11 protein-coding genes are annotated in these 11,993 nt (G+C 67.1%); 4 read left to right on the top strand and 7 right to left on the bottom strand.

All coding sequences use genetic code 11. The annotated features are described in order from the left end of the window. Positions 1-145: 145 nt before the first annotated feature. Both E3O45_RS03685 and E3O45_RS03680 read right to left on the bottom strand, forming a co-directional pair. On the bottom strand, positions 146-391 hold the full coding sequence (locus tag E3O45_RS03685; RefSeq protein WP_134441800.1) for a hypothetical protein: 246 nt from the start codon (positions 389-391) through the stop codon (positions 146-148). 174 nt (positions 392-565) lie between these two features. Then, on the bottom strand, positions 566-1,426 hold the full coding sequence (locus tag E3O45_RS03680; RefSeq protein ID WP_134441798.1) for an RDD family protein: 861 nt from the start codon (positions 1,424-1,426) through the stop codon (positions 566-568). Between the two features lie 17 nt (positions 1,427-1,443). Between E3O45_RS03680 and E3O45_RS03675 the strand changes: the two genes are divergently transcribed. Next, positions 1,444-2,439, top strand: coding sequence for a stage II sporulation protein M (locus E3O45_RS03675; protein WP_134441796.1), 996 nt, complete (start codon positions 1,444-1,446; stop codon positions 2,437-2,439). Between the two features lies 1 nt (position 2,440). Here the strand turns inward: E3O45_RS03675 and E3O45_RS03670 are convergent, their stop codons facing one another. The 5 genes from E3O45_RS03670 to E3O45_RS17425 are packed head-to-tail and all read right to left on the bottom strand — an operon-like array spanning position 2,441 to position 7,752. Further along, complete coding sequence (locus E3O45_RS03670) at positions 2,441-3,748, bottom strand: DUF58 domain-containing protein (RefSeq protein ID WP_134441794.1); 1,308 nt, start codon at positions 3,746-3,748, stop codon at positions 2,441-2,443. Positions 3,749-3,750: 2 nt separating this feature from the next. Further along, positions 3,751-4,746: a MoxR family ATPase gene (locus E3O45_RS03665; RefSeq protein ID WP_134441792.1), complete on the bottom strand. Its 996-nt coding sequence runs from the start codon at positions 4,744-4,746 to the stop codon at positions 3,751-3,753. Next, the gene (locus tag E3O45_RS03660; protein ID WP_134441790.1) at positions 4,743-5,978 is read right to left on the bottom strand and encodes a DUF4350 domain-containing protein; all 1,236 of its coding nucleotides are present in this window, start codon (positions 5,976-5,978) and stop codon (positions 4,743-4,745) included. The genes E3O45_RS03665 and E3O45_RS03660 overlap by 4 nt, the downstream gene beginning before the upstream one ends. Further along, positions 5,975-6,634 carry a DUF4129 domain-containing protein gene (locus E3O45_RS17430; protein WP_166789388.1) on the bottom strand — a complete coding sequence of 220 codons (660 nt, stop codon included), beginning with the start codon at positions 6,632-6,634 and terminating at the stop codon, positions 5,975-5,977. Before E3O45_RS17430 ends, E3O45_RS03660 begins: the two co-directional genes overlap by 4 nt. Continuing rightward, complete coding sequence (locus E3O45_RS17425) at positions 6,631-7,752, bottom strand: hypothetical protein (RefSeq protein ID WP_166789387.1); 1,122 nt, start codon at positions 7,750-7,752, stop codon at positions 6,631-6,633. The genes E3O45_RS17430 and E3O45_RS17425 overlap by 4 nt, the downstream gene beginning before the upstream one ends. A gap of 154 nt (positions 7,753-7,906) precedes the next feature. Between E3O45_RS17425 and mtrA the strand changes: the two genes are divergently transcribed. Genes mtrA through E3O45_RS03640 form a run of 3 tightly spaced genes read left to right on the top strand, consistent with a single transcriptional unit; the run spans position 7,907 to position 11,975 of the window. Beyond that, a complete protein-coding gene (gene mtrA / locus E3O45_RS03650; RefSeq protein WP_134441789.1) occupies positions 7,907-8,587 on the top strand; it encodes an MtrAB system response regulator MtrA in 681 nt (226 codons plus the stop codon). Positions 8,588-8,632: 45 nt separating this feature from the next. Then, complete coding sequence (gene mtrB, locus E3O45_RS03645; protein WP_134441787.1) at positions 8,633-10,270, top strand: MtrAB system histidine kinase MtrB; 1,638 nt, start codon at positions 8,633-8,635, stop codon at positions 10,268-10,270. Continuing rightward, positions 10,263-11,975, top strand: coding sequence for an LpqB family beta-propeller domain-containing protein (locus E3O45_RS03640; protein ID WP_134441785.1), 1,713 nt, complete (start codon positions 10,263-10,265; stop codon positions 11,973-11,975). Before mtrB ends, E3O45_RS03640 begins: the two co-directional genes overlap by 8 nt. Positions 11,976-11,993: the final 18 nt, after the last annotated feature.

The raw sequence follows: 11,993 nt of genomic DNA, 5'->3' as shown, positions 1-11,993 counted from the left end.
GTACTGCAGGGGGGACCCTGTGGGAGAGTAAGACACCGCCGGACTTAACTTAGAAACAACAGAGAGCCATCCCTCACGGGGTGGCTTTTCTGCGTTAACGAGCCACCCCGGGGTGGCCTTTTAGCGTTAACGTGCGTTGCCGGGACTAGTCGTCTACGCGGGTGGCCCGTTGCTTTTCGCTGATGCGGATCTCCTGCGCTTGTCCAGCTGCGACGCGCCCAATCGGCGCGAGGATGGCGACCGTCTCGCCGATCCACTCGTCTGCGGCTGGCATGGCCATGACCAGTGCGAGGAGCTTCGCGGCCCCCGCTCCGATGATCACGGCACCGTTGATATAGACATAAAGAATCGGTGGCATCGCCGTGCCGAATACCGGTTCGGCCAGGAACACCTGGAGCCCCCAGTAATGCGTTTAACGCAGCGAGGTCTCCATTCCCGACGCGCCGCCCACGTGTGTCAGGTCGCAGCGAGCATGTTCCCGCTCGCAGTCATCCGTTGGTCGAGCTTGTCGAGACCGCCATCGACCAACGCGAGGCGGCCTGCGAAAACCAGCCACTGTGGTTCTCTAGCGGTTGGGGAAGCCGTGGGGGAGGCCGGTCAAGACCGGGGCCAGGCGGGCGAGACGCTCACGTTCGAGGAGGAGCGCGGTGTAGTCGCGTTCGCGGCGCACTGCGGCGACTCCAGCGAGAAGGTCCTCGGCGGAAGATTCAGGCAATGGCGAGACGAACGGAGTGACCTCGGCGGCCAGGGATTGAGCCAGGTGCTCGCGCGTGAGCGGAGTGAGGTGTGGAGACTGGCGCAGGTATTGGGCGACGCGGCGGGACAGGCGGTCGGGCAGCCGGGCGACGTCGACGGTCTGGGACCAGACCAGGAGTTCTGAGGGGAGCGGTCGCACGACCTCGCGGTTGCGCGGCACGCGCTCGTGCTGGCTGTAGGTGCCGGCGAGCAGGTCGCCGAGTCGTTTGGAGCGGCCATTGAGGAGGGCCACGGTTGCGGCCAGTCCGCCGACGGTCATCACAATCTCAAGCACGCCGGTGAGGGAACGGATGAAGGCGTGCCGCAGTGAGATCGCTCCGCCGTCGTCGCGCACAATGCGGGCGCCAATGGCGAGTTTGCCGAGCGAACGGCCCTGTGTGAGAGTTTCGACCAGCACGGGCACGACCAGAATAGAGAAGACCAGCGCGGCGATCACGACCGCCTGGGTGAGCGCCGGGTCGGCGCTGTCCCCGAAGGCCACAAAGAAAGCCAGCAGAATGAGCAAATACAGGGCTGCGTAGGCGATCGTGTCGATGATCGAGCCGGCAGCGCGCAGAATGACGCTGGCCGGCCGCACGTCGAGCGCAACCGCCTCGCCGGTCACGAGCTCGTCATCGCGCGCCAAGTCGTCATGTTCGGCACGATCAGACGGACGCGCGGTCTCCTTCATGTCTACTATTGAACCAGATGGATCTCGACGCATACACGGCAGCGCATCGCGCAGACTGGGACCGCCTGACCGAGCTTGGGGCCAGTCGGCGTCTGACCGGTGCCCAGGCGGACGAGCTGATCGAGCGGTATCAGGCTGGAGCCACCCAACTCTCCGCCATCAAGTCCACCGCCGGGTCGACCCTCGAGGGGGATGGGCTATCGGTCGGTCTGTCGCGGGCGCGGCTGAGGTTCACCGGCGTGAGTGCCAATGTTTTGGCGCAGATTCCCCGGTTCTTCCTGGCTCAGCTTCCCGCGGCCCTGTACCGGCTGCGCTGGCTCACCCTCGCCGTTGCCGTCGTGACGTTCGCGGTCGCCGCGCTTTACGCCGTGTGGGCGTTCAACGACCCGCAGGTGCTGGCCAACCTGGGAACGGATGCCCAACTCGCGCAGATCGCGAATGAGGATTTCGTGGGATATTACTCGGCGAACCCGGCGGCATCGTTCACCGGGCTGGTCTGGACCAACAACGCCTGGATCGCTGGGCAATGCATCGCTTTTGGCATCGTCGGAGTGTACGTGCCGTTCATTATTCTGCAGAACGCGATGAACATCGGGACCACGGCGGCCGTGATGTTCGCCTATGACAAGGGTGACGTGTTCTTTCTGTATATCGCTCCGCACGGCCTGCTTGAACTCACCGCGATTTTTGTGGCGGCGGCCGGTGGGCTACTGATCTTCTGGGCCTGGATCGCTCCCGGCGCACGCACCCGCGGGCAAGCCCTCGCCGAAGACGGGCGGGCGCTGTTCACGGTGGCCATTGGTCTGGTTTTCGTGCTGCTGGTGTCCGGCATTATTGAGGGCTTCGTCACCTCGCAGCCGTGGCCGTGGCCGGTCAAGATCGGCATCGGAGCAGTCGCTCTGGGTGCCTTTCTGACGTACATGATCGTCGTCGGTGGCCGTGCCTTCCGGGCCGGCGAGACCGGCGACCTCGGCGAATTCGAAGCCGGAAGCACCCGAATCTACAGCGCCTGAGTTAGAGCCGCCCGGCGGCCTTCAGCGCGATGTACCGGTCGGCCAGGGCCGGCGGAAGCTGCGCGGGGGAGTCGGTGACGACATCCGCTCCCAGCTGACGGATCGCGGCCGACACGCGGGCCACGTCGAGCAGGGCCCGCTCAGCTGCCGCAGCTCGGTAAATCTCGTCGCGGCCACCGCGCTCACCGGCCGCGAGAACGGTGACCGGGTCGAGAACGGATGCCACCACAACCGTGTGCCGTTTGGTCAGCTGGGGCAGCACCGAGAGCAGCCCGGTCGAGGCGCCGGCAGCGTCGATCGAGGTCAGCAGCACGATCAGGGCATGCTGGCTCGTGATCGAGCGCACCTGGCCGGGAACGGCCGCCCAATCCATTTCGATCAGTTCCGGGTCGATCAGGGCCATGGAATCGACCATCTGCGCCAGCAGCGCGGCCCCGCTGGCGCCCTGCACCCGACCGCGCACCCGCCGGTCGAAGGCGAGAAAGTCCACCCGGTCGCCAGCGACCGAGGCGAGGGCGGCGAGCAGCAGCGCGGCCTCGAACGCGGTGTCCAGCCGTGGTTCGTCGCTCACCCGGGCCGCCGAGGTGCGGCCGGTGTCGAGCACAATGACCACGCGGCGATCCCGTTCCGGCCGCCAGGTGCGCACCATCACATCGTTCCGCCGGGCGGTGGCGCGCCAGTCGATCGAGCGCACGTCGTCACCGCGCACGTATTCACGCAGACTGTCGAATTCGGTGCCCGGCCCGCGCACCATCACGCTGGTACGCCCGTCGAGCTCCTTCAGCCGGGTGATGCGGGACGGCAGGTGTTTGCGAGCGTGAAACGGCGGTAGGACCCGGATGTGCCCGGGCGCGTTCAGGGTCACCTGACGGTTCCAGAGACCCAGCGGGCCGCGGGACCGCACCGTCACCTCCAGTGTTCGACGTTCGCCCCGGCGAAAGGGCGTGAGCACGAGCGAGACGAGGCGCCGTTCTCCCGGCGGAATTTCGATCGGGGTGCGGTTGGTGCTGGCACCCGCCGACGGTTGCCAGGCGTCGCGCACCACGCCGACCAGGCGTCGACGGCCGGAATTGCTGAGGTAGAGCCCGCTCGTGACCGATTCGCCGAGTCGCACGCGGGCGGGCAGCATCCGTTCGACGGTCAGTGCGCGCGGCGAGGCGGCGAGAGCGAGGTCGATGCCGCCGAGCACGATCACCAGCAGCAGCCAGGCTGAAAGCAGCCCGAAAGCGACCGGCGCCGTGTTTCCGAGCAGCACGATGGGCACCACGCCGAGAGCGACGAGTGCAACGAACCGTCCGCTGATCGTCATCGTTAGATCGGAACCTGAACCTGCTGCAGCACGCCGCGCAGTATCGCATCGACCGAGACGCCCTCGAGTTCGGCCTCGGGTCGAAGCTGCACGCGGTGCCGCCAGACCGGTAACACCATCGCCTGCACGTGATCGGGCGTGATCGCGTCATACCCGCTCAGCCAGGCCCACGCCTTGGCCGCCGCGAGCAACGCGGTCGTTCCGCGCGGGCTCACGCCGAGTTTGACCGAGGGGCTCACGCGCGTGGCGCGGGCCAGGTCGACGAGGTAGGCGAGCACATCCGCGCTCGAACCGACCCGAGAAACCGCAGCCTGCGCCGCCGCGAGTTCCGCCGCACCCAGCACCGCCGTGACGCCGGCACCGGCCAGATCGCGCGGGTTGAATCCGGCCGCGTGGCGACGCAGCACCTCGATCTCCTCGGTGCGCTGCGGCACGTCGAGCACGAGTTTGAGCAGAAACCGGTCGAGCTGGGCCTCGGGCAGCGTGTACGTGCCCTCGTACTCGATCGGGTTCATGGTCGCCGCCACGATGAACGGCTCCGGCAGCCCCAGTGACTCGCCGTCGACGCTGACCTGACGTTCCTCCATCGCTTCGAGCAGTGCCGACTGGGTCTTCGGCGGCGTGCGGTTGATTTCGTCGGCGAGCATGATGTTGGTGAACACCGGCCCCCGCCGAAACTCGAACTCGCCGGCCCGTGCGTCATAAATGAGCGACCCGGTCACATCGCCCGGCATCAGGTCGGGCGTGAACTGGATGCGCTTGGTATCGAGGCTCAGCGCCTGGCTGAGCGTGCGCACGAGCAGCGTCTTGGCCACCCCCGGCACGCCCTCGAGCAGCACATGGCCGCGGGCGAGCAGGGCGATGATCAGCCCGGTTACCGCGCCGTCCTGGCCGACGACGGCCTTGCCGACCTCGGCGCGCACCCGGTTGAGCGACGCGCGCAGGGCTGCTGCCTCATCGGCGACCGGCAGTTGGGTAGGCGTGGTGGGAATCGTCATGGTTCCATTCTTTCGGCTGGATCGGTTAAAGACTGTTGTGAAACGGATGCCGCCACTCCCGCAGCGACGGCCCGGCTGGTCGCGCGTTCCAGAGCCTGCAGCGCGTCCGACAATGCCAGAAGTTGGGCATCGCTGGTGGGAACAGCCTCGACCAGTACACTGCGTACCTCGGCCGGGGTGCGCCCGGTGATCCCGGCAACGGTGAGCATGATCTCCTCCAGCGCGGCGAGATGCCCGAGCCCGACGGTGCTGGCGAGTCGCTGCACCGCCCCGATTCGGAGCGCATCGAGGGCGCGCAGTCGGGCATTGCCGCGGGCATAGAGCCGGGCGCGACCCTCCATGGTCTCGCTCGCCTTCACCGTGACCGGCAGGTTCTCGGCCACGAGCGGCCCAAATCGTCGTCCCCGCCAGAACGCTGCGGCCACGGCGGTCAGCCCGAGCAGCAGCAGGACCGGGGTCACCCAGCCGGGCGTCAGTTCGGCGAGCGAGGGCGGCCCGGTGCGGGGCAGGTCGGCGAGCGTCGGCAGGTACCAGATCAGGGAGTCACTCTGGCCGAGCAGGCCGAGGGCCAGCGCCGCGTTGCCGTAGCCGGCCACGTTTTCGTTGTTGAACACCCGCAGGTCGGCGACCAGTGTGGTTCGGTCGTTGGCGACCATCGAGAATGTGTTGTCGCCGCTCGGAAAACAGCCCATCAGCAGGGAATCGGCCGGAAGGGACAGCGTGTCGCCGCCGGGAATCAGCTCTTCGGCGCGGTTCGCGGCCGGTAGGGCGCAGTCGGCGACGAGAGATTCCGCGCCGGACACCCCGCCGAAACCGACGGTCGGAGCGAGCGACTGCAGGGTGAGAAAGTCCGGCGCCACGACAACGGTGCGCGCGGCCAGCCGGGTCAGCTGGGCCAGCTGGGAATCGACCAGATAGCTGTTTTCGTCGTAGAGCAGAACGGTTGAATCCGTTTCGGCCAGGCTTCGCACCTTGGCCAGGGAATCGGCCAGTGTCACGGTGACGCCCTGCTGGCGCAGCACTTCGACCAGGGCCATCGAACCGGCCGGAGCGGGGTTGTCCCCGGCCAGCGCGCGGCCGGCGACGTTGGCGCCGCCCGACACGAGCACGGCGACGATCGCGACGACGATGATGCCGGCGCCGGCGATGATCCAGAATGAGGAACGGCGCAGCTGGGCGCGCAGGGTCGGAGTGGCGACATCCGTTTCACCAACGATCACGGGCGCGCTCACAGCACTCCAGCCAGCGGCGCGGGCGATGCCGCGCCGAGCTCGGCGTCCAGCTCCGTGAGGGCGCGATACTCCGCCTCCGTGCCGGCCTGCTCGAGGTAGCGCACGCGGTCGAAAATGTTAGCGGCGCTCGAGAGTGCAGCGCCGGACTGGGGGAATGCCAGCCCGGCCCGCGCTGCGAAATCGTGCGCGGTCGTGCCGGGGGTGACCGTCAGCACGGTGCGCTCCGCGAGAGCGCGGGCCACGGCGCGAAAAATCTCTTCACAGGCGAGGCTCCAGTCGCCCACGCTGGCAGCTCGAGAGGCCGCCGTGCGCATCTCGGCGCTGCTGCGCTGGTCGACGGCGCCGAACAATTCGCTGCTGATCCGCCGCCGGAGAGCCAGTTTCGGAGCCCCGAACACCAGCCAGCTGGCCACGATCGCCGCGATCACGACCAGGGTCGCGAGCACCGGCAGCCAGTTGGCGCCGTCACCGGACGGCAACGTCAGCGACTGCAGCCAGTCCAGAAAAGTCTGCGCGACCCGATCGAACCAGGTCGGCCTGGCCGCGGTGTACTGTGCCTTGGCGAGTTCCTCGCGCAGCCAGCTGCGGGCATCCGGTGCGTCGGGATCAACCGGGACACCGACCGCGCCGATGAGCAGCATCACGGCCACGGTCATGGCGCCGGGTGCCCGGTGACCAGATAGGGGTCTGGCACGTCGAAGCCCTGCGCCGCCGACTCCACGTAGCGTGCGAGTTCCAAATCGAGGCCCTCTTTGCGCATGCGCAGGTCGAGGTAAATCAGCGCGACGGCCGCCGACTGCACGACCGCGGCCACGGCCGCAATGGGGATGGCAACGATCAAGGTGACCACGAGCGTCACGATCGACGATTCGAGGGCAAAGGCACCGTTGGGGTCGACCAGCACGGTTCCGAAGCCGAGTACGAGCGAGACGGGAAGGCTGACGACCTGGCTGATGACCTGCACGATCAGGGTGACCAGCAGCAGCACGCCGAGCGTGCGCCAGAAATAGCCGCGAGTGAGCGACCATGACCGAATAATGGATGCCCGCACGCTCAAATTTTCGAGCACGATCAGGCTCGGCACCACACTGGTCTTGGTATAGAAGTAGAAGCTCGCCGCAGCGAGCAGCAGCCCGCCAAAGACGCCGACCAGAACCCCGGCGACGATGCCCGCGACACCGCCGACGGCGACCAGCAGCACGACGATGCCGGCAACCACGGCGACGCCGAGCAGCAGCGCGCCGGTAATGAGGAGGGTCCACAGCGCCAGTGGCCAGAGGCGGGTCGCCGCTCGCCGCCACAGAGCGCTGAGTCGCTGTTTTTCGCCGAGGGTCGCGCGGGCCACCTCGACCACAATGATGGCCTGCAACAGTGCCGAGGCGATCACGGTCAGGGCCAGCGGAATAATGGCCGAGAGGACGCCGGTCAGCACTGAGCCGGCCGCGACGGCGTCCTGCTGGTCGAGCGGGGCGCTGTCGATCCGGTCGAACGCCCACAGCGTGACCAGGCCGACAACCAGCACGGTGACCAGCATGATGGCCGCCTGAATGATCAGACCGCTGCCGAACGTCGCCTTGGGGTTTCGACGCAGCACCTGAAAGGATGCCCCGAGCAGGGTGCCGAGACCGATCGGTCGCAGCGGGATCAACCCGGGCTTGGGCGGCGGCGCCCAGCCCTGCCCTGGACGGGGGCCCTGGTAGGAGGGTGTCGGCGTGGCAAACTCCCCGTATTGGGGCGGAACCGGGGAGTCGGGGGCTTGCCAGTGGTCGGTCACCATTCCATGCTGGCACAGGTCGCTCGAAGAAACGCCCGCGGGACCACTCTGTCAGCGGTCTCGGCTACTCTTATGCCAGACTTTGCCCTACTCATCGGGCAATCTGCCCCGCGCACCATCAGAACACACCTGACCTTGTTCTGGAAAGAGACCCATGACCGCACGCATTTTGGTTGTCGATGACGACACCGCCCTGTCCGAGATGATCGGTATCGTTTTGCAGGGCGAAGGCTTCACCCCGGGCTACTGCGCCGACGGATCACTCGCCCTCGACATTTTTCGCACCGAGAAGCCCGACCTGGTGCTGCTCGACCTCATGCTGCCCGGCCTCGACGGCATCGAAGTCTGCCGCCTGATCCGGGCCGAATCCGGCGTACCCATCATCATGCTCACGGCCCGCTCCGACACCACTGATGTGGTCAAGGGGCTCGAATCCGGTGCTGACGACTACATGGTCAAGCCGTTCAATCCCAAGGAACTCGTCGCCCGCATCCGCACCCGCCTGCGTCCGCCGGCCGTCGACGGTGCGCTTAGCCTGCACATCGGCGACCTCGTCGTGAACGCGGTCGGCCATGAAGTCACCCGCGGCGATGCTTCGATCAACCTCACCCCGCTCGAATTCGACCTGCTGCTGGCCCTCGCCTCCAAACCGCAACAGGTGTTCACCCGGGAGATGCTGCTGGAGCAGGTCTGGGGTTACCACTACAAGGCTGACACCCGGCTGGTGAACGTGCACGTGCAACGACTGCGCGCCAAGGTCGAGCACGACCCGGACAATCCGAAAATTGTCATGACGGTGCGCGGCGTCGGCTACCGTGCCGGTGTCGTCAGCTAGCCCCACCATGAACGTCAGGCAACAGCAGAACCGGTGGGGCTCCCCATGCCGCAATTGACGTATTGGAGCAGACCGCGCAACTGGCCGCGTCTGCTGCGTTCGTCGTGGCGATCCTCCCTGCAGTTTCGTACGGTGACCATTTCGGTCGCCTTCTCCGGGCTGGCCATCCTCGTCGTCGGCGTTTATATGTCGGTCAGCATCGGCAATGACCTGTTTCAGTCTCGGCTCAGCCAGGTGCTGCTCGATTCCAACCGGGCGACGAGCGCCGCGCAGAGCCTGTTTGATGCCTCGGATGCCACGGACCGGGTTCAGGTCCAGAACTTGCTCAGTTCCGCTCGAACCTCCATCTCCACGACGTCATCGAGCCGGCTGGTCGCCGTGCTTCGCGTGCCCGGCCAGGAATCGTCGACCGTTGCGCCGCAGGACTCCTCGACGTTCGGGCAGTCCACCGGGGTGATCGGCGCCGACCTGCGCACCCAGGTTCAGGGCAACAACGGTGAGCAATTCTGGCAATCGGTCACTCTGACTGGCGAGACCGCGACCGTCCCCGGCATCGTCGTGGGGTCGCAGATCACTGTTCCGGTCGCGGGCCGCTACGAGCTCTACATCGCGTACAGCCTGCAAGACGCCGAAGCGACGCTGCTCTTCGTGCAGCAGACGCTCGGCGTCGCCGGTGTCGCCCTCGTGCTGCTGATCGGGGCCGTGACCTGGATTGTCGTTCGTTTCGTCGTCACACCGCTGCGGGTCGCCGCCGAAACCAGCCAGAAACTGGCCTCCGGCGACCTCATGGTGCGCATCCCGGAGAAGGGCGAAGACGTCATCGCCACGCTCGCGCGATCATTCAACGGAATGGCCGACAGCCTGCAAAGTCAGATTCGTGAACTCGCCGACCTGTCCGAGGTGCAACAACGTTTTGTCTCGGATGTCTCGCACGAACTGCGCACGCCGCTGACGACCATCCGTTTGGCCGGTGATGTGCTCTATGACCAGCGGGCGAGTTTTCCGCCGGCGACCGGGCGCACGGCCGAGCTGCTGCACACCCAGGTGGAGCGGTTTGAGCTGCTGCTGAGCGACCTGCTCGAAATCAGCCGCTACGACGCCGGCTCTGTTGAGCTGGAGAGCGAACCGACGAACCTGGTTTATCTCGCCGAGGACGCCATCGACAGCCTGCGATCCCTGGCCGAGTCCAAGGGCAGCGACCTACGGCTGGTGGCGCCGGGCGGGTACCTCAACGCCGACGTCGATCCGCGACGTATCCGTCGGGTGCTGCACAACCTCATCGGCAACGCTATCGAGCACGGTGAGGGCAAACCGGTCGTGGTGTCGGTCGACAGCGACGCGAAGGCGGTCGCGCTCGCCGTGCGCGATTACGGCCTGGGCATGAGCCAGGCCGAAGTCGCGCACGTCTTCGACCGGTTCTGGCGCGCTGACCCGTCCCGTCAGCGCACGATCGGCGGCACCGGCCTGGGGCTGGCGATCTCCCGGGAAGACGCGAGCGTGCACAACGGATGGCTGCAGGTCTGGTCCCGTCCCGGCGAGGGTTCCTGCTTTCGGCTGACCCTGCCCCGCACCGCCCAGGGCCTGCTCGAATCCTCGCCCCTTCCGCTGCCACCCGCCGACGCCACTGACCAGCTCGGCGAGCCCGGGCACGTTCCCGTTCTGGGCGGAGGCCCGCATGCATAACCACCATTCACCGTGGCGCGGCTGGGTCGGCCGCGTTGTGCCGGCCGGGCTCGTCGCTATCGCGCTGGCCGTCGGCCTGGGCGGCTGCACCGGCATTCCCCGCGACGGAGTGGTGCACGCCGGAACGGACCTTGTCCCCGACGCCAATCCGGCTCCGGTTTTTCTCCCGGCGCTGCCGCAGAAGGACGCATCAACGGATTCCATTCTGCGCGGGTTCATCGATGCTTCCTCGAGCCCGGAGAACAACTACGATATCGCTCGCCAATTTCTCGTTCCGCAGTTCGGTTCCGTCTGGGACCCCACCGTCGGAGTCACGGTCGACAATGGCTTCGGGCGCACACTGACGGTCGTCGACGAGGGCACAACGCTCGTGGCCATCACGCCGATCGCCGAGGTGGACGTGTCCGGCGAATACCGCGAGGTCGACGCCACCCCGGTTCCGTTGCGCTACGAATTTGCGAAGGTCGGTGACCAGTGGCGCATTAGTGCGGCCCCCAACGGCACCGTCATTGACGAAAACACCTTCAATGATGTGTTCAGCGCTCAGCCGGTGTACTTTTACGACCCAGGGTTTCGCTATCTGGTGCCGGACCTGCGCTGGTTTCCGCGCGGAGCATCCGCCCCCACCAAACTGGTCAACGCCGTGCTCGGCGGGCCGAGCGCCTGGCTGGATGGCGCGGTCGCCACGGCGTTCCCGGCCGGGTCCAAACTCACCGCTGACGCGGTACAGGTTGTGGGGCGCCAGGCCATGGTCGATCTGAACAGCGAGGCGCTCAACGCCGATCGACAAACCCTGCAGCGCATGAAGGCGCAGCTCGTGGCCAGCCTGCCAGCTGGCCTGTCCGTTGACATCACGATCGACCAGAACTCCCAGTCCATCGACGACCTGCAGTCGGGGGCTCCCACGGTGGACCCGCGCGTCGACGCCCGCGCGCTCGTCTTGCGCGGCGGTGAATTCGGCTTTCTCGCCGCGACCGGGCAAAGCATCACCCCGGTCGACGGTCTGTCGGCGACCATCGCCCAGCTGGCCCCCACCGCGGTGACGCTCTCGTCCGGCCAGGGAACAGCCGCGGTTCTCGCCGCCGACGGAGTCTACGTCGTGCGCGCCGGCGACGACCCCGAGCTGCTTGATTCTCGCTCGGGCCTGCTCGCGCCGTCCAGCGACAACGACGGCTTCGTCTGGTCGGTGCCGTCGAACGACCCGAGCGCGCTGGTCGTCTACAGCCCAACGGGGGAAGCGACAGTGTTGCCAACACCCTGGCCGGAGGCGACGTCGATTACCGCCCTGAAAATCTCCCGCGACGGCTCCCGTCTGATCGCCCTGCTCGGCACCGGATCCGAAACCCGATTCGTGGTCGCGTCGATCATTCGTGACGGGTCGGTTCCCACCGGCATCGGACCGCCGGTACTGCTGGCCGGAGGCGGAGGGGTCGGCCTCGATGCGACCTGGATCGACGAATTGACCGTCGCCTCGCTCAGTGCTCTGCCGAGCGGCGAGTCCCGCATCGTCACGCAACAGCTCGGTGGCGTCAGCTCCACCCTGGAGTCGCCCGCGAGCAGCCGGTTCATCGTCGGCAGCAACTCGGTGCGCGACCTGCGTGCGCTCACTGACATCGGTAGCCTCGAGGTGCAACGCGGTGCGGGCTGGCAGGCCCGCATCGACGACGTGACGCTGCTCGCCACCCAGCAGGGTCTCGGTCGCTGAGCGCGCGCTGAAGCCGGC

The organism is Cryobacterium sp. TMS1-20-1 (genome assembly GCF_004402355.1).
In the GTDB taxonomy this organism is placed as follows: domain Bacteria; phylum Actinomycetota; class Actinomycetes; order Actinomycetales; family Microbacteriaceae; genus Cryobacterium; species Cryobacterium levicorallinum.
This window is presented reverse-complemented; position numbering and strand designations above follow the sequence as displayed.